Annotated in this window: 14 protein-coding genes; 9 read left to right on the forward strand and 5 right to left on the reverse strand. The window is 61.5% G+C overall.

The window, feature by feature from the left end; all coding sequences use genetic code 11:
• The first annotated feature begins 58 nt into the window (after positions 1 to 58).
• From CRO01_RS13720 to CRO01_RS13745, 6 genes are all read left to right on the forward strand, one after another.
• A complete protein-coding gene (locus CRO01_RS13720; RefSeq protein ID WP_097009733.1) occupies positions 59 to 364 on the forward strand; it encodes an AbrB/MazE/SpoVT family DNA-binding domain-containing protein in 306 nt (101 codons plus the stop codon).
• Positions 357 to 770 carry a type II toxin-antitoxin system VapC family toxin gene (locus CRO01_RS13725; protein WP_097009734.1) on the forward strand — a complete coding sequence of 138 codons (414 nt, stop codon included), beginning with the start codon at positions 357 to 359 and terminating at the stop codon, positions 768 to 770. Before CRO01_RS13720 ends, CRO01_RS13725 begins: the two co-directional genes overlap by 8 nt.
• A 209-nt stretch (positions 771 to 979) precedes the next feature.
• Positions 980 to 1,984, forward strand: coding sequence for a GNAT family N-acetyltransferase (locus tag CRO01_RS13730; RefSeq protein WP_097009735.1), 1,005 nt, complete (start codon positions 980 to 982; stop codon positions 1,982 to 1,984).
• Positions 1,981 to 2,994, forward strand: a complete 1,014-nt coding sequence (locus CRO01_RS13735) for a glycosyltransferase (protein ID WP_179747494.1) — start codon at positions 1,981 to 1,983, stop codon at positions 2,992 to 2,994. Before CRO01_RS13730 ends, CRO01_RS13735 begins: the two co-directional genes overlap by 4 nt.
• Positions 2,995 to 3,059: 65 nt before the next feature.
• Positions 3,060 to 4,949 carry a hypothetical protein gene (locus tag CRO01_RS13740; RefSeq protein ID WP_097009736.1) on the forward strand — a complete coding sequence of 630 codons (1,890 nt, stop codon included), beginning with the start codon at positions 3,060 to 3,062 and terminating at the stop codon, positions 4,947 to 4,949.
• Positions 4,950 to 5,051: 102 nt separating this feature from the next.
• Positions 5,052 to 6,005: an NAD-dependent epimerase/dehydratase family protein gene (locus CRO01_RS13745; protein WP_097009737.1), complete on the forward strand. Its 954-nt coding sequence runs from the start codon at positions 5,052 to 5,054 to the stop codon at positions 6,003 to 6,005.
• 102 nt (positions 6,006 to 6,107) lie between these two features.
• Here CRO01_RS13745 and CRO01_RS13750 read toward each other — a convergent pair whose 3' ends face one another.
• The 4 genes from CRO01_RS13750 to CRO01_RS13765 form a co-directional block, all read right to left on the reverse strand.
• Positions 6,108 to 7,376 (reverse strand): Cdc6/Cdc18 family protein, encoded by a 1,269-nt coding sequence (locus CRO01_RS13750; RefSeq protein ID WP_097009738.1) that lies wholly within the window; start codon positions 7,374 to 7,376, stop codon positions 6,108 to 6,110.
• A gap of 699 nt (positions 7,377 to 8,075) precedes the next feature.
• Positions 8,076 to 8,336: a hypothetical protein gene (locus tag CRO01_RS13755; RefSeq protein ID WP_097009739.1), complete on the reverse strand. Its 261-nt coding sequence runs from the start codon at positions 8,334 to 8,336 to the stop codon at positions 8,076 to 8,078.
• 1 nt (position 8,337) lies between these two features.
• A complete protein-coding gene (locus tag CRO01_RS13760) occupies positions 8,338 to 10,263 on the reverse strand; it encodes a glutamine--fructose-6-phosphate aminotransferase (RefSeq protein WP_097009740.1) in 1,926 nt (641 codons plus the stop codon).
• Between the two features lie 451 nt (positions 10,264 to 10,714).
• A complete protein-coding gene (locus tag CRO01_RS13765) occupies positions 10,715 to 11,305 on the reverse strand; it encodes a DUF7344 domain-containing protein (protein ID WP_097009741.1) in 591 nt (196 codons plus the stop codon).
• Positions 11,306 to 11,759: 454 nt separating this feature from the next.
• On the opposite strand from CRO01_RS13765, the gene CRO01_RS13770 reads away from it, so the two are divergent.
• Positions 11,760 to 12,161 carry a DUF7344 domain-containing protein gene (locus tag CRO01_RS13770; RefSeq protein ID WP_097009742.1) on the forward strand — a complete coding sequence of 134 codons (402 nt, stop codon included), beginning with the start codon at positions 11,760 to 11,762 and terminating at the stop codon, positions 12,159 to 12,161.
• A gap of 121 nt (positions 12,162 to 12,282) precedes the next feature.
• The gene (locus tag CRO01_RS13775; RefSeq protein WP_097009743.1) at positions 12,283 to 12,576 is read left to right on the forward strand and encodes a HalOD1 output domain-containing protein; all 294 of its coding nucleotides are present in this window, start codon (positions 12,283 to 12,285) and stop codon (positions 12,574 to 12,576) included.
• Positions 12,577 to 12,718: 142 nt separating this feature from the next.
• Here the strand turns inward: CRO01_RS13775 and CRO01_RS13780 are convergent, their stop codons facing one another.
• Positions 12,719 to 13,681 (reverse strand): transcription initiation factor IIB, encoded by a 963-nt coding sequence (locus CRO01_RS13780; RefSeq protein ID WP_097009744.1) that lies wholly within the window; start codon positions 13,679 to 13,681, stop codon positions 12,719 to 12,721.
• A gap of 996 nt (positions 13,682 to 14,677) precedes the next feature.
• Between CRO01_RS13780 and CRO01_RS13785 the strand changes: the two genes are divergently transcribed.
• The gene (locus tag CRO01_RS13785; protein WP_097009745.1) at positions 14,678 to 17,218 is read left to right on the forward strand and encodes a glycoside hydrolase family 2 TIM barrel-domain containing protein; all 2,541 of its coding nucleotides are present in this window, start codon (positions 14,678 to 14,680) and stop codon (positions 17,216 to 17,218) included.
• Positions 17,219 to 17,482: the final 264 nt, after the last annotated feature.

Consider the following 17,482-nt stretch of genomic DNA (forward strand, 5'->3'; position numbering starts at 1 on the left):
AACGAGACGACGAGTCGGCGGAGGAACTAAGTAATACTAGTTCTAAGTATTACTCAATATGAGTAATACCACGGACGGCGAGAAGATCGTCGCCGTCACTGAGAAAGGGCAGGCGACGATCCCGAAGTCGCTCCGGAAGAAACACGGCATCCCGGCGCCGGGCCGCGTGAAGTTCGTCGAGACGGAAGAGGGCGAGATCGTCGTCCGGCCGATCGGGTCGATGCGGGAGTTCCGCGGACTCGATCGGTCGAGCGAGGGGGACCGCGCCGCGACAGAGGCCCTCGACGAGACGCGGGAGGCGGACGCCAGCAAGAGTGACGAACTGGTCGATCGCCTGTCCGGGAGCGAGCAGACGGATGAGTGAGGCGATCGTCTTCGACGCCGAGCCCATCCTCGCATACCTCGACGACGAGCCCGGCAGCGACGCCGTCGAGGAGTGGATCGACCGGGTCGCAGGCGGGGAGATCGACGGCTACATCAGCCCCGTGACGAAGACCGAGATTCTCTACGTCGGCTCGCGGATCGGCTTCGCGCCCGACGACGTTCGGGCCAGTCTGAACCGCCTCGAAGAATTGGGGGTCGAGGTCCGCGATCCGACCGACTGCTGGGAGACGGCAGCAGTGCTCAAAGAGGCCTACAGCATGGCGCTGGGCGACGCCTACGCGCTTGCGACGGCCGAGGCGGTCGACGGGACGCTGCTGGCGGGTGCCGACGACGACTTCGACGGCGTCGACGCCGAGATCGAACGGTTCCGTGACGAGCCGGCGTGACCAATCTCGGTTGGGTCTTGCTGGATAATTTGGGACACCCCTTTATCGATGTGTATCTGTGACTCGTTCGCACAGAGACACTGCCATCCGACCCTCAGACAAAACCATGTGAAGAGATAGCATTCCAGAGTTGCCCGAAAGCAGTCACACAGTCGGTAAGAAGGAGATAACAAAGGCTGCCCTCGGGAGACCACAGACAGAACCACCGAATGAGAGTCGAGCGCCTAGATCTATCAGAATGGGGCGACGCGCTCCCGAATTCGGGAGTCGAAGTGTTTCACACGCCGGAAGCGCTGTCGGTGCTCGACGAGCACGCGACGGGCGACCTGCGGCTGTACGGCGGCTTCAAGGGGCAACAGCCGGTCGGGCTGTTCCCGCTGCTCGTGCAGGACCGGTCGATCGGCTCGGCCGTGTTGTCGCCGCCGCCGGGCTTTGGCGTCCCGCGGATGGGGCCGATGGTGATGCCGACCAGTCCAAAGCAGCGCAAGCGCGAGAAAGTAAACACCGCGTTCATCGAGGCCGTGCTGGAGGATGTCGGCGTGGATGACTCGCTAACGCTGTTCCGGTCGATCTGCAGCCCGGACTACGACGACCCGCGCCCGTTTAGCTGGTCGGAGCTGGGCGTGGCGACGAAGTTCACGTACGTGCTCGATCTGGCAAACGAGTCGACCGACGACGTGCTGACCTCGTTCAGCAAGAGCCTCCGGCGGGAGATTCGGGACGGAGAGGAGCTGGATATCGAAATCACCAGAGAAGGACTCGACGGCGCCCGGTCTGTCTACGAGGATACGAAAGTCCGGTATCAAGAGCAAGACAAGACGTTCCCGCTGTCGTGGGAGTACGTCCGCGATCTGGTCGACGCCGTCGACGAGCGCTCGCGTGTGTACGTCGCGCGCACATCCGACGGCAGGTTTCTCAGCGGGATCACGGTGCTGTACTCCGACGACGCGGCGTTCTTCTGGCAGGGCGGCACTCGGGCGACCCACGAGAACGTCAGCATCAACAGCCTGCTTCACTGGCGCGTAATCGAAGACGTGATCGAAGACCCGCCGATGGCATCGGTGACGAGTTACGATCTCATGGGTGCCAACACCGAACGGCTCTGCCGGTACAAGAGCAAGTTCGGCGCCGATCTGGTGCCGTACTACGTCGCCGAATCGCAGGGAACGGGCATGGACGTGGCCAAGCGCGCCTATCGGATGGTCTCCAGATGAGCGACGATCAGTCGTCCGTCGCCGACGCCCACCGATCCCGGCGGGGACAGTCGATTGACGACGCCGACAGCGAGTTGTCAGTGCTGAATCTCGTGACGAACGACCGCGCCCGGTTTTATAAACAGCAGGTGGCAGCTCTCGAACGAGAGGGCGTCGAATGCACGACGCTGGCGGTTCCCAGCGATCGCGAGCACGGGACGAGCACCGTCGAGGGCCGGTCACTGCTCGACTACGTCCGGTTCTACCCGATGGCGTTGCAACGCTCGTTCGGCGAGTACGACCTCATCCACGCGAACTACGGGCTGACCGGACCGGCAGCGGTGTTCCAGCCGAATCTTCCGGTCGTGCTGTCGCTGTGGGGCTCTGACCTGCTGGGGACCTACGGCCCGGTCAGTAAGCTGTGTGCTCGGTACAGCGACGCCGTGATCGTCATGAGCGACCAGATGGCCGATGCGCTGGGACAGGACTGTCACGTCATCCCTCACGGGGTCGATCTGGATAAGTTCGCACCGGCGTCCCAGCGAGACGCACAGGCAGAGCTGGGCTGGAAGCAGGATGCACAGCAAGTGCTCTTTCCGTACCCCCGTTCGAAGGCGGTCAAGAACCCGGCGCTTGCAGAGCAGATCGTTCACGTGGCCCGCGAGCGCCTCGATTCGCCTGTCGAACTGCAGTTCGTCTCGGGCGTCCCGCACGACCGGATGCCGACGTACATGAACGCCGCCGACGCATTGCTGCTCACGTCTGACCGCGAGGGGTCGCCCAACTCGGTCAAGGAGGCGATGGCGTGCAATCTTCCCGTCGTCTCGACCGACGTGGGCGATGTCGCACAGCGACTCGCCGGCGTGCGTCACTCCTTCGTCGGGCGAGACGAGACCGAACTGGTCGACTATCTGGTGTCGGTTCTCGACGCCGGCGTCGAATCGAACGGCCGCGAGGTAATCAGCGAGTTGAGCATCGATCGAATGGGCGAACGGCTCGCCGCGGTGTATCGGGACATCGCCGAGACGTGAGCGTCGGACGCATCGGCCGCAAGCCGACGGCGATCGCCCGGAAACCGGAGTACGAATGAGAGAACATGACCGCTAATACGACCGTCGACGAGTACCGCGAGACGCGCCGGACGAGGATCGCTTTGCTGATCGGCTTCGTCGCGCTGACACTCGCCGTGATCGCAGCCCACGGAGCACCGACGGAGGGGTACGAGCTGTCAATCTACCGGGCGACGCCGCTCCCGTTCTGGATCGGCGTCGGCACTGCGACGCTGCTCGGTCTCAGCGTCGCCGTCTGGGGGCCCGGAACCAAGCGACTCGGTCACGCCGCGACGTTGCTGACAGGAGCAAGCGTGCTCTCGGTCGTCGGGCTGCCGATCATCCGTGGGTACTACTTCTACGGCAAGGGCGACTCGCTGAGCCACCTTGGTTGGGCTCGGATGTTCGAGACGGGCGGGTTACATCCCATCGGGATGCGATACCCGGGGATACACACGATTTCAGCCATGCTCTCGAAAGCCGCCGCGATCGAGCTTCGCTTTGCGGTGCTGGTGACCGTGTTCGTGTTCTTCGTCGTCTTTCTCGTGTTCGTTCCCCTGTGTGTCGGCGCGATCACAGATGTCAATCCGGCACCGGTCGTCGGTATCGTCTCGGGGCTGTTGTTGCTGGCGATCAACAACCTCGGAACGCATGCCGTGGCGTACCCCACGACGCAGGCGATCATGTTCGCTCCGGTGGTGCTGTATCTTCTCGCCGGATACGTCACTGATCGCGGTGAGCACCGTCGACTTTGGGGCGACGCCACGGCTGTCGGAGCCTGTCTCGCGCTCTCGACGACCGCGATCGTGATACTGCATCCCCAACAGGCGGTGAATCTGCTCGGCGCGTTCGTGCTGATATCGATGCTCCAGTATCTCTACCGCCGATTCGATCGTGAGCATGCGGTCGCAGAGCACAGACAGTTGTACGCCCAGACGGGGGTGTTCGCGCTGGTCTTCTTGCTCTGGTCGGCGCGGTACGATCGGGTGTACGTCGCCGTCACCGACATCGCAACGGGGCTCGTGTCGACGACGACGCCCGGTGGCGCCGTGACGAGTCGCGCCGCGTCGCTGACGATGCTGGGCGGGAGCCTCGAAGAGATGTTCGTCAAGCTGTTCGGCGTCAGCCTGCTGTACGTGGTGCTGGCGGCGGTGCTCGTCGTCGCAGTGCTGGCCGGGAGCGTCGCCCGGATCGACGAAGACGGAACGGCGTACGTCCAGTATCTCGTGCTGACGGGCGTGCCGGCCGCCGGCTTCTTCGTCGTGTTCCTGCTGGCCAACGCCAAGACGCAGTATTTCCGATATCACGGATTTTTGATGGCCCTCGTGACGATCATCGGCGCCGCCGCGCTGGCCATCGGCCTCGACCGACTGCGTGCGTACCGGTCGCGGCGGCTGCTGTCGATCGTCGTGGCGGGAGTGCTGGTCGCGTTTCTGGCGCTCCAGATGATCGCGCTGTACTCCTCGCCGTACATCTACCAGCCGAACCCGCAGGTGACTGAGGCAGAGGTCGACGGGTACTCCGCCGCGCTCGAACACCGAAACGAGTCGACGGCCTTCGCCGGCATTCGGTCGGGGCCCCGACGGTTCGTCGATCTCTACTACGGAACGACGACGCAGGCCGCCGAGCAGTTCCCGTGGCGGCGCAACGTCGTCCCACAGGGCAACTTCCGGAACGGAACGCTCGAACGCGCCTTCGACGGTGAGACGTACGTTCCGGTGACTGAGGCCGACATCGAGCGCGAACTCGTCCTGTACGATGGGTTCCGGTACAACGAAGCCGGGTTCGACCGGCTCGACGAAGAACGCGAGATCGACCGCGTTCAGGCGAACGACCAGTTCCGGCTGTACTACGTCGATCCGGACGCCGGTGGCACCGGCAATCTGAATGCCAGCGGTGCCGGCGGGCCGAACGCCAGCGGAGGCGGTGCCGGGTAGGAGCGGCGTGAGTAGGAACATCCTTCGTGGCCGAGTAACCCGTGGAAGCGACGCCCAGTCAGCCCATAACAAAGCCCGGCGTGCCGGTGGTGACGGACGAGCATGGCCCAGCGACACGACGCGCGGCGCCGCGGCGCCGACGGCTTCCCGGAGCTGTCGGGACGGACAGTACTGGTGACCGGAGGCGCGGGATTCGTCGGTAGCCATCTGGTGGACGCCCTCGTCGACGAGAACGAAGTTCGCGTCCTCGATGACCTTTCGTCGGGGCGTCCGGAGCGCGTTCCGGCGGGCGTCGAACTGATCGAAGGCGACGTGCGTGACGCCGACGCGCTGGGCTGGGCGGTGTCGGACGCCGACATCGTCTTTCACCAAGCCGGGCTGGTCAGCGTCGACCGATCGGTGACTGCGCCCGTCGAGAGCCACGAGACCAACGTCGCGGCGACGGTCAAGCTGCTCGACCTCGCACGGGAGGAGGGTGCCCGGGTCGTGCTGGCGTCCAGTTGTGCGATCTACGGCGAGCCCGACTCGGTGCCGGTCGCCGAGACCGATGCTAAGACGCCGACCTCGCCATACGCCGCGGACAAGCTCGCGATCGACCACTACGCTCGAATCTACGACGACTGCTACGATGTTGACGTTGTTCCGCTACGGTACTTCAACGTGTACGGCCCGCGGCAGGCCGGCGGCGACTACAGCGGCGTCGTGAAGGCGTTTCTCGACCAAGCCCGTGCCGGAGAGCCGATCACAGTCCACGGCGACGGCGAGCAGACCCGCGACTTCGTCCACGTGTCAGATGTGGTGCGGGCGAATCTCGCGGCAGCTACGGTCGACGAGACCGGGCGGGCGTTCAACGTGGGCACCGGCCGGAGCACGTCGGTCCGCGAACTCGCAGAGACGGTCCGCTCGGCCGTCGGATCGAATTCGGAGATCGTCCACACCGAACCGCGGGCCGCCGACGTGCGCCACAGTTGTGCTGACGTGACTCGAGCGCGCGACGGGCTCGGATTCGAGGCAACCGTCTCGCTAGAGAATGGACTGGCAACGCTGACGGAATAGCCAGTTGGGATACGTCGGTCGACGCGTGTTGTGGTGCCTGACGATAGTTCTCAAACGACACCGACACCCCCGGCCAGAGTGAACGGGGGTTCCCAGAGTGTATTATTCGATTTTCTCTCGGATTTCCTCCGTAATCTCGTCGTAGGACCACGTCTCGTCTTCCTCTAGGCCCTCCACGGCGAGATCGAGGCCGATGCTCAGATCGTACGTGTTTGTCATCCCTTTGCCGCGTCCGCGACCGTGGCGATTCTTCACGAGAAGATTCGAATGGGTGAGATCGTTCAGTTTCTCTCGAAACGTGTTCTGGGAGTTTTTCTCGAGACCGATCTGCTCGCAGATACGGCAGTACCGCCGGTAGAGATCAGTGGTGCCGGCAGGCGCCTGCTCCTCTGCGACGGCCTCTGTGACAGCGGTTAGTGCTGCTTTTCGTTGGACGGTCTCGGAGAGAATACCCTGTTTGGTCGCCTGCGTTTCGATACGGCTTTTTGCCGCACGAACGTGGTCTTCGCCGATCTGTTCGGCGTCTTCTTCCAGAGCAATATCACAGGCGTATCGGAGGAGACGAATTGCCTGTCTGGCGTCGCCGGTGTCCTGCGCAGACAGAGCGGCCGTCAAGGGAATCGTGTCGTTTGTGAGCACGTCGCTGTTGAGGTTTCGATACAGTTCTTTGTCGCCGTCGAAGTAGGTGTCGTGGAGCGCTTCGACCGTTCGCCGCGCGAGAATATTTTTGAGATCGCCGGCGGTGTACGGCGAGAAATGGATCTCACGCTGGCCGAGAGAGGATCGAACGTCGGCATCGAGATTGGATCGGAACTGCAGATCGTTCGTGATCCCGACCAGCCCGAGCCGCACATTATCAATGTCGACGCGCGAGAGTTCATAAAGGACGTAATCGTCGTCGCCGATCGCGTCGATCTCGTCGAGGACCAGAATGATCGTCCCACCGATCTTCTCGAGTTCTTCGAGGACTTTTTCGACGAGTGTCTTCCGCTGGTAGCCGGTCGGTTTGTCTTCTCCGGGGCCGCGACGGACTTCTCGAATGTCTTTGACCAACTGACGGAGGACGTGATACGAGCTATCACATCCTTTACAGCGAACGTGGACGGTGGTCAGATCAACTTCGTTCTCGGTTGCCCAGACCTCGAGCTGTCGGGTTTTGAGCTCGACACCGACGGTCTTTCCCTGACCAGTCGGTCCGTAGATGAGGCAGTTGTGAGGAGTGCCACCCATCGTCACGGGACGCAACGCCATATGAAGCTCGCTGAGTTCGTCTTCTCGCTCCGGAAGTTCGGTCGGACGGTACGTCTGAGGGTCGGGTTTGAGGACATCAATATCGTCGACGATTGTCGTTGGGGCCTCAAACGATTCCATACATGAGACAGATCCCGACCACATATAAAACCCCCTGCCATAGTGAACAGAGTGAAGGGGGACGTGGCAGAGTGTAATTCCGGATCCGCTTGCTGTCTGTCGATCTACTTTCTCACACGGGGGGAGGGGTGGCCAGAGTGTAAATTTGTTCAGACAGAGGGGGAGGGGGGCGGACGGCGATTCGGTATAACTTAAAGCAATGAATTTATTGGCGTGTTCGCATCTGAGAGTCTATCGCTAAGATGTTGTTTTTAGCTGTTATAGGATATGCTATGGCGTTTTATGGTATTGTTCTACTACACTACTACTACTAGAAATAGTAAAATATATAATAACGTGAATAGCGTAGACGTGACCGCACCAGAAGTGTTGGTTCTACAGAACGCGTACGTACGGCCGCCTTTTGCGTATTTTGTGGCTCCAGCGGCTTTCGTACTACCTCCACCTCCGGTTCGTGTGGACCGAGGGGGAGGGGGGTCTCTCTGAGCGATTTACACTCTGGACCCCCCTCCCCCTCCCCCTCCTCCCCCATATTGCCACCTCCCACTCTTCACATCGGAAACGTGGTGTGTCTCGACAGGCTCGTCTCGACAGGCTCGCCTCGACAGGCTAACTGTGCCACAACATAACCGCCGCCCGAAAACTGTGTCACAATACAACCGACGCCCGAAAGCCGACTACGCGAAGGCCGACTACGCGCTATTCTGTCAGTCGCTCGTTTTGCTGTGCACTTTCGCTCGTGGCAGTTCGCTGCTGGCGCACCCGTGCCAGCGCCTCGAAGTAGTGGTCGATCTCGCGGTCCCGTTCGTCCAGAATCGTCTCTAACTCCCGCCGAGAGAGTTCGACCGGGAACGTCATTGCAACCTTGACGTCTTCGCCGTCGAGGCCGATCATCACCTGTCGGTCGCCGCCGTCGCGGTGCCAACTGACGTGTACCTGCTCTGGATCAATCGTCGACATCTTACTCGACCGTGACACTTTTGGCCAGATTTCGGGGCTTGTCGATCGGGCGATCCAGATGATCGGCGACGTGGTACGCGACGAGTTGCAGTTGGACGTTCGCTAGAACGGCAGCGATGTCGGGGTGAGCGTCGGGAATCGTCAGCGTGGCGTCGGCGGTGTCGATCACCTCGTGGTTGGTCTCGCTGACGACCGCGATCACCGGCGCCCCGCGAGCTTGCACCTCGCGGACGTTGCTTAGCGTCTTTTCGGTGTGCCGACCGGTGAATACGGCGAACACCGGTGTGTTCGGCGTCACAAGCGCGAGCGGCCCGTGTTTGAGCTGTCCGGCGGCGAACCCCTCCGCGTGCTCGTAGGTGATCTCCTTGAACTTCAGCGCGCCTTCGCAGGCGACCGGGTGAGCGACGCCGCGGCCGATGAAGAAATACGAGTCCATCCCGCGATAGCGGTCGACGACCTCCATCGCGCGGGTCTCGTCGAGCACACGTTGGACCGCATCGGGAAGCGTCGACAGCTCCGCGAGCAACTGGTCGTCCTCACCGCCGGCATCTGCCACGTCGCCGGCGATCCGTTCGGCCAGCAGCGCAAGCGTTGCGACTTGCGAGGAGAACGTCTTCGTCGCGGCGACGCCGATCTCCGGCCCGGCGCGGATGAACATCGCGTCGTCGCACTCTCTGGCAGCCGTCGACCCGACGACGTTGGTCAGCGCCAGCGTGCGAGCGCCCCGTTCGGCAGCTCGGCGCAGCGACTCTAAGGTATCTGCGGTCTCGCCGCTCTGGGTGACGCCGATGACCAGCGTGTCGTCATCGACGGGTGCGGGCGCCATGGCGTACTCGCCGGCCCGAAACGTCTGGGCGGCGACGCCGCGCCGGGCGAGCAACTGTTGGCCGTACAGCGCCGCGTGGTAGCTCGTTCCGCATGCGACGAACTGGATCGCAGAAACGTCGGTAAACGTGCCCGGCGGACACGCTTCGAGGCTGACACCCTCCGGGTTGTTCTTCTCGCTGTTCGCCCCGTTCGACCCCGCGTTGATGTCGCCTGAACCGTCCGCAACGTTTCCATCGCTGTCGTTCCCGCTGTCGATTTGCCTGCCGCTGTCGTCCGTGTCGTCGATCCGCCCCTCGACCGTCTGGGCCAGCGCGGTGGGTTGCTCGCTGATCTCCTTGCGCATGTAATGGTCGTACCGGCCCTTCTCGGCATCTTCGGCGACCCAGTCGACCGTCCGGACTTCGCGGTCCAGCGGCCGCCCGTCAGCGTCGACGATCTCGTACCCGTCCTCGGTGATCGACACGACATCGCCGTCTTCGAGGTAGACGACGCGGTCGGTGAACTCCAAGAACGCGGGGACATCGCTTGCGAGGTAGTGGCAATCCTCGTCGATCCCCAACACCAGCGGCGAGCCCTGCCGCGTGGCGTAGACGGCGTCGCCGTCGGCAGTCATCGCGGCGATGGCGTAGCTTCCCTGTAGCTGCGTGGCCATCCGTCGGAACGCGATGTCGAGCGCCAGCCCGCGGTCGACGTGCTCTTCGAGCAGATGAGGAATCACTTCGGTGTCGGTGTCGCTCTCGAACCGATGGCCGCGCTCGCGGAGATCGGCTTTGAGCGCTTCGTGATTCTCGATAATGCCGTTGTGGACGACGGCGATTTCCTCCGTGCAGTCGGTGTGTGGGTGGGCGTTTTCGTCCGTCGGCGGCCCGTGGGTGCTCCAGCGCGTGTGCCCGATCCCCATTGATCCCGAGGGTGGAGACCGCTCGATGCGATCTTTCAGGCGGTCGATTTTCCCCTCGCGCTTGTGGACCGAGAGGCCGTGACCGTTGCGAACTGCAACGCCAGCGGAGTCGTAGCCACGATACTCTAGGTTTTCGAGGCCGGTCAGCAGTTCGTCGACGGCGTCGCCGCGACCGACTCGTGCGGTGATGCCACACATCGGTTATCGAACCTCCGTGCCGGCGTCTGTCTGTCTGCCGCCGTGGTCGCCGCCCTGTCTGCCGCCGTGGTCGCAGCCGTCAGTCTCGCGGACGCGTGCGGGCCGGATGGACTGGGTGTGGCCAAGCCGGTTGTTGCGGACAGGCTGCCGGCTGTTGCGGATAGGCTGGCTGTTGCGGGCAGGCTGGTTGTTGCGTGTGTGGTGCGTTCGGTCGTCTCGTGAGTGCGTTTCGGACATGGATTTCTCGCGCGGTACGCCCCGGCGGTGCCGGGAACCGGATACTGACCCTGTCCGTTGGGGCGCCCTTTGTTATTGATCAGGTGCCATTACGGCAGAACATCCCTAGCACGGATAGGTTGGTTTTAGGACCTGTGAACGGTCTGTGACGCGGCTCACTGACCAGAACAGCAAGCCTCCCCTAGCTCGCCACGCCCACTAGCTCGTCACATGCCTAGCTCGCCATTGAGTGCGCCACAGCACAGCCCGACAGCGCTGCGATCATGCCCAACACGATCGCCGTCTGGATCCACGCAGCGGGGAACAGCCCGGCCTGTCCGATCAGAAAGAGCCCGGCACCGATGAGCGTGATGCTCAGGTAGTACCGCGGCCAGACGGTCTCATCGTTGCTCTGGTTGTCGAGGTACTCGTCGAGTTGGTCGGCGTTCTCGCCCAACTCGATCGTTCCGCGGTTGCGATCGAAGGCGACGATGTCGGCGTCGTCCATCTTCGGTAGGTGGCACTGATAGAGCCCGACGTACACCCGCTTTCGCTCCCCCGAGGTCAGCGCTGCGACCGATTTGTCGTTTTCGAGCGCGGCGACATGTTCCGCGAGCTCGCCGAGGTCGACGGAGTCGTTCTCCTCTCGCCTGACGTATCGCAGTACGAGCCGCCTGCGCTTGTTTTTCAGTATCTCGAAGACGATGTCGAGCGGCAGCGGCTCGGGCTCGACCGCTTGCTCTTCTTCAGCCTCTTCGTTCTGTTCACCGTCGCCCCCGTCGCCCGTGCGTTCCGTCTCCGGAACGTCCAGATCACTGCTGGTCATACACCCCGTTCTCGTACATTGCCACCACTTGGTTCGTTGTGTGCTCGCACGATTCGTACATCCCCATCATGTTCTCTCGGTGACTTGCTGTCGTTTCTCCCCGTAGACAGACCGTTGTGTCCGTCGCCGTCGTTCTGTACGATTGAGTAATCAACCCCCCTCATTTTAAAGTTAATTAAACCAAGGTGATGCTTCCGAAGTTTCTTGAGTGGGTCTCCCTACTCGCTGCAACTGACTCGCTACTCGATCGCTGTCATAGGTAGGTCGCCGCTACGAGTTTCGGCATCGAGAGGTCGTGTCCGACTCGTATCGCCGCTACGGCGCCGCCAGTGATCTACTGGCGGGCCACCGCGATGATCGACCGCCTCGACCGTCGAGTAGGTCATCGCTACCGACAGTTTCGATTGACAAGGAAACGTATACTTACATCCGGGAGGCGAGCAGTTCGACAGCGATGTCGGAGAACGACGGTCCCGAACTAGGTGACACATCGCTCGACGCGTCTGCTGACCGCGGCGACGCCGCTATCGGCTTCGATCAGTTGTTTTCGCTCCTTGCGAGCGCTCGACGCCGACACGCACTGTACTGTCTCGCGGCGGCGACGGCGTCGTCGACGTTGACTACGGCCGAACTGGCAGACCGGCTCGCCGTCCTCGAAGCACGCGCAACGGACGACCGACCCTCGCGTACCGAGATTGAACTGACGCTGCGTCATTCCCACCTTCCAAAACTCGACGACGCCGACGTGATCGACTACGATCCCGAGCAGTCGGTCGTGCTCTATCGCGGTGGACGACGTGCGGATCGGTGGATCGACCGAGTAATGGACGCAGAACTCGCCACGACACCGGACTGAACGGTCGTTTTTGCTGTAATCTCGGCGTTTTCGCCACAATGTTTTTATCGCCCGAGGTATTCTACCATATGACAGGGATGCGTTCCCGAGTAGCCGTGGTGCCAGCAACCCACTTGCCCCCATGAAAGATACAGACTACCACGCCGGCCGCGGCGGGCCCAGCTCCGACGAGCATCGATTCGAGTGGGACGAGGACGCTCCGCCCAGCGTTGCCGTCATTGAGGCGGTCGCGTCTATCTCCGATCGTGACCCGATCGAACTGGATCCATTACACGGATACGTCGACCCCGACGCTCTCGACGCCATCTTCGAGCGCGACGACGCCAACCCCGTGATCGGTCGGGTTTCATTTCGATTTGAGGAGCATCTCGTCGTCGTCAACAGCGCTGGCGAGATTCTCGTGTACCCTCCGTGACCACGCTCCGATTTCTGTCATCGCCTCGTGACTCTGGTCGTCGTTTAGCCGCCGCACCACTTCCCCGGAAGAAATTGGGCCGCGAGCGTGCCGCCGAAGCCGAGCATCGCAACCATCTCAACTGCAGTGTTCTCTCGCGGCGTTACTGTTCGCCCATCGCCTCGACTTGCTCTTGATATCGGTTCCTGATCGTGACGACGGTGACCTGCGCCACGTCGGCGACCTCCCGTTGGGTGAGCTCCTGATCGCAGCGCTGGGCAGCCAGATAGATCGCCGCTGCCGCACAGCCCGTTGGGGATTTCCCGGAGTGGAGACCGCTTTTGACGGTCACGTCGACAATTTCCTTTGCGAGCTGTCGGACCTCTTCGTCGATCTCGAGTTGGGAGCAAAACCGCGGCAGGTACTGCTTGGGATCGACCGGCTCCATCACGAGATTCAACTGCTGAGAGATGTGTCGGTACGTCCTTCCGATCTCCTTTCGCTCGACTCGGGAGACCTCCGCGACTTCGTCGAGACTGCGAGGGATCTCTTCCTGCCGACAGGCGGCATACAGCGCTGCCGTCGCGACGCCCTCGATCGAGCGCCCTCGGATCAGGTCGGCGTCGAGCGCCTTCTGGTAGATGACGCTTGCGACCTCTCGGACCGAGTGTGGCACGCCGAGCGCGCTCGACATCCGCGAGATTTCCGAGAGCGCCTGTTTGAGGTTTCGCTCACCGGCATCGCCGGTTCGGATCCGCTGTTGCCACTTGCGCAGCCGTCGCATTCGGCTGCGCTGTTCCGGTCTGATCGTCCGTCCGTGGGCGTCCTTGTCTCGCCAGTCGATTTTGGTCGTCAGCCCCTGATCGTGCATCAACTCGGTCGTCGGTGCACCCACGCGGGAGCGCTCTTGACGCTCTGAGTGGTTGAACGCCCGCCACTCCGGGCCGTAGTCGATTGTCTCGTCTTCGACGACCAGACCGCACTCGTCGCAGACGAGCTCGTGCCGATCGGAGTTGTGAACGAGCGTTCCCGAGTTACACTCGGAACACGTCGACCCTTCGCGGGCCTCCTCTTCTGTTTCGTCCCCGTGTTGCTTCGGTCGGCTGTATGTGTTTATTTTTGACATGGTTGCGTCGGAGCCGTTCGTCCCCTCGAGGATACATTTATATTGGATGGCACCGCTGAGGGGTACTTAATCATCAGTGCTGTTCGTTAGCGTAACGGCGTCTCGCACCCTTAGTTATAAACTCGCTACAGCGAACCGCTGCGAACGTCCGGAAGCTTACCGCGGCGGCGGATTATACGGTGTCTACGCTAAGTATGCACTACCGACCTCACGCTGCGCGTAGTGCGCCGACATGACAACGAACTGCCTCCCGACTCCACGGAGTCGCTTCGGTCAGTTGCTGACAGCAGACAGTGCCGCTACTTCGATCTCACTAACTGGCCCCAAACGTCCGGTGGCAGCGACGGTGTGTTCGTTCTCTCCCACAGTGCCCGTAGAAATAACTCTATACCATACATTATTTTTATTTTATACTTCAATCGACAGCTGTCGAACCTCGGACCGGGAGTCACAGTAATAAATCACGGCACAGTCGATCACCAGCACTGCGTTGTTCGCGGACTCCAACGGCCAACATCGAAACACCTCCGACGAATCGTTCGCTGATCGCTTGCGCTCCTCCGGAGGCCGGGCTTTTGACAGCTGTTAGCTGCAGTATATACAAACCGTGCGCGAACCCATCCCGCATAGTACGTTCGGAGAGCACGTACGGTGTTTCCGTCTGGCTTCTGTCCGTTCTCCAGCCTTGTTTCTGTCCGTTCTCCGGCCTTGTTTCTGTCCGTTCTCCAGCCTCGCTCTGTCGGCTCCCGAGTCCCGTTTCTGCCCATTTTTGGGCTGTCGCGGTGATCACCGTCTAATCAATCGGGAGCCGAAGCACGAGGCGATGCCACTGCTCTGTTCCACCTACTGCCTACCTGCTCGTCTTCCCTGCATCTCACCCCGATTACACCAAAGCACCATCTATATATTCCTGTTGGAAATATTTCACACTACCTTTTTATACGAACAGTTGACAACTCATCGTATGCAAACGTTATCTGTACAGGGGCGATCCGGGTGACCGACCGAGACCGCGATCACACTGCGAACGAGACACCGGACGGAGGCGACCGAGGACTAGAACCGGGGCGTCCGAAAGACTGTCCGCTCGCTCCCGGGTCTAGCTCGAGACAGGTCAAGCCACTGCGAACGTGGACACTCGTTGACGACGACGCTACTGTTACGGTTCCGCACACTTGGAACGACGCGGATGCAGTCGACGGCACTACCGGCTACGAGAAGACGACAAAGCGGTACCGGACTACGATTCAGCCGCCAAGTGAGGACGATCGGCGGCTGTTTCTCCACTTCGAAGGCGCAAACAGGACTGCGACTGTCGAGATCGACGGCGAATCCGTAGCGACCCACGAAGGCGGCTACACCGCTTTCACCGTCGACGCGACCGACCACGTTCGATCGGACGAGCCGACGCCCGTCACCGTCACTGTCGACAACACCGACGACGCGGACGTTCCGCCGCTCGGCGGCGACTTCACGTTCTACGGCGGCCTCTATCGGCCCGTCTGGCGCGTCGAAACTGCCGACGTTCACATCGACGCGACCGACCACGGCTCCGCCGGCGTGTTCGTCGACACGCCAGTCGTGTCGTCAGACCGGGCGCGCGTCCGCGTTCGAACAACCGTTGTCAATGACCGTTCTGTCCCCGTCGACGCGGAACTCTCTCATCGTGTTCTCGACGCCGCTGGGAACGTCGTCACGACGATTTCGGAGTCACACGCCATTCCAGCCGGTGAAAGCGACGTCTTCGACATAGGGTGTCTCGTCGACGATCCGATGCTGTGGCAGCCCGACGAGCCCTACTGCTACTCTCTCGACACGACGGTAGCAGTTGAGGGTGACGCCGTCGATCGACTCCGATCGACGTTCGGAATTCGGGAGTTTGCGGTCGAAGACGGTCGCATCACGCTCAACGGAGAGCCGATCGCTCTTCGCGGCACCAGCCGCCACCAGAACATGGCGGGTGCCGGAAATGCTCTTTCGAACGCCCAGCACGCTGCAGATGTCGATCGGATCGCAGCGACCGGCGCGAACTTCCTTCGATTGGCCCACTACCCCCAATCTCACGCTCTCCTCGACGCTGCCGACGAGGCTGGTCTGATCCTCTGGGAGGAGATCCCTGTCGTCAACGAGGTCACGGACTCGACGGCGTTCGTCGAAAACTCCCGGCGCATGATCCGTGAGATGGTGCGTCAGCACTACAACCATCCTTCGATCGGCATCTGGGGGTTTATGAACGAACTGTTCATCCACACCGATGCCGATGACGAAGCAGCGGTCGACACTGTCCGCGAGCAAGCCGCCGGCCTCGACGAACTGCTCCGAACTGAGGATCCCTCCCGGCCGACAGCGATGGCGTGTCACTACGACGAGGCCTACGCGGAAGCCGGACTCACCGAGATCCCCGACGTTCTCGGTTGGAATATGTATGTCGGATGGTACTACGAGGAACTCGACGCGGTCGGGGATGTCATCGACGAGTGGTTCGACACCGGGCCCGAGCAGGCCGAGATGGTGAGCGAGTACGGCGCCGGTGCGGACGCACGGCTTCACACCCACGAGCCGACGGCGTGGGATTTCACCGAGGAGTTCCAGAGCGAGTTTCACCGCCAGCACATCGCCGCGTTCGACGACCGCCCCGAACTGGCGGGCACGGTACAGTGGAACGCGTTCGACTTCTCGGCACCCATCCGCGACGATACGATCCCGGATATCAACCAGAAGGGTCTGATGACCTACGACAGGCAGCCGAAAGCGCCGTATCACCTCTACAGGGCGTGGCTGTCGGACGACCCGACGATCCATATCGCAACGCGCAATTGGGACCGCCGCGCCGAGCGCGGCGTCGCACATCCGATCACCGTCTACAGCGATCTCGAATCGGTCGAACTGACAGTGAACGGTCGGTCGGTCGGCAAGCAGGCGCCCGGCGACGGCTACACCGCTACTTGGGAGATCTCGCTTTCGTCCGGGGAGAACACGCTGGTCGCCGAAGGACACACGCCAGACGGCACGACGGTTACCGACCGGGCCTCAGTCCAGCTCATTCCGTTCGATGTCGCCGCCACGGACGACATCCCCGAACAGGGGCTCTCGATCAACGTCGGCTCCCACCGTGACTTCGTGACCGACGATCGACTCTGGGCTTCCGGCGGCCCGTACGACGACCGCGGGTGGGGGCACGTCGGCGGGACTACTGAGTCGAGTCTCGACCGCATCAACGGCACTGACGCCATCCCCCTGTATCAGCACTGGGTGGACGGCCTCGACAGATATCGTCTTGATCTTCCCGAGGGAAGCTACCGGCTGGAACTTGGCTTCTGTGAACTCGTTCACGACGACCCCGGACAGCGGGTCTTCGATGTCACTGTCGGTGACTCCGTTCTCGTAGCCGACTTCGATCTCGTGGATGCCGTCGGCCCGAGCACCGCCGTTTCTTTCGACACGACTGTCACCGTTGACGATGATCCCTTGTTTGTCGACTTTGCGGCCAGCGCGGGGACGCCGCTACTGAACACTTTGTCCGTCGACTCTATTTAACGCTACAATTACTATTCGACACTATTGTCTTGTTTCTGTCATAATTTCACAGTCCTACTGAAATCCCATAGAGGCTATCGGCTACTAACCAAAGACTGCTTTATTCCGATCCTAATATTGAACTTATATATTTTCAGGACTAGAAATGTTCAATCTCTAAAACAGATTCGGTAAATAGAACTCATTATTCCAATAGAGATTCTCAATGTCCTTGTATGAGTAAAGAAACATTAATGTCTAGATTGCTGTTATTTATAAAATATT

Source organism: Natronoarchaeum philippinense (assembly GCF_900215575.1).
GTDB lineage: Archaea > Halobacteriota > Halobacteria > Halobacteriales > Natronoarchaeaceae > Natronoarchaeum > Natronoarchaeum philippinense.

Excerpts from the sequence above, each read along its gene's own strand:
- CRO01_RS13720 (WP_097009733.1), top strand. The coding sequence starts at position 59 with ATGAGTAATACCACGGACGGCGAGAAGATCGTCGCCGTCACTGAGAAA.
- CRO01_RS13725 (WP_097009734.1), top strand. The coding sequence starts at position 357 with ATGAGTGAGGCGATCGTCTTCGACGCCGAGCCCATCCTCGCATACCTC.
- CRO01_RS13730 (WP_097009735.1), top strand. The coding sequence starts at position 980 with ATGAGAGTCGAGCGCCTAGATCTATCAGAATGGGGCGACGCGCTCCCG.
- CRO01_RS13735 (WP_179747494.1), top strand. The coding sequence starts at position 1,981 with ATGAGCGACGATCAGTCGTCCGTCGCCGACGCCCACCGATCCCGGCGG.
- CRO01_RS13740 (WP_097009736.1), top strand. The coding sequence starts at position 3,060 with ATGACCGCTAATACGACCGTCGACGAGTACCGCGAGACGCGCCGGACG.
- CRO01_RS13745 (WP_097009737.1), top strand. The coding sequence starts at position 5,052 with ATGGCCCAGCGACACGACGCGCGGCGCCGCGGCGCCGACGGCTTCCCG.
- CRO01_RS13750 (WP_097009738.1), bottom strand. The coding sequence starts at position 7,376 with ATGGAATCGTTTGAGGCCCCAACGACAATCGTCGACGATATTGATGTC.
- CRO01_RS13755 (WP_097009739.1), bottom strand. The coding sequence starts at position 8,336 with ATGTCGACGATTGATCCAGAGCAGGTACACGTCAGTTGGCACCGCGAC.
- CRO01_RS13760 (WP_097009740.1), bottom strand. The coding sequence starts at position 10,263 with ATGTGTGGCATCACCGCACGAGTCGGTCGCGGCGACGCCGTCGACGAA.
- CRO01_RS13765 (WP_097009741.1), bottom strand. The coding sequence starts at position 11,305 with ATGACCAGCAGTGATCTGGACGTTCCGGAGACGGAACGCACGGGCGAC.
- CRO01_RS13770 (WP_097009742.1), top strand. The coding sequence starts at position 11,760 with ATGTCGGAGAACGACGGTCCCGAACTAGGTGACACATCGCTCGACGCG.
- CRO01_RS13775 (WP_097009743.1), top strand. The coding sequence starts at position 12,283 with ATGAAAGATACAGACTACCACGCCGGCCGCGGCGGGCCCAGCTCCGAC.
- CRO01_RS13780 (WP_097009744.1), bottom strand. The coding sequence starts at position 13,681 with ATGTCAAAAATAAACACATACAGCCGACCGAAGCAACACGGGGACGAA.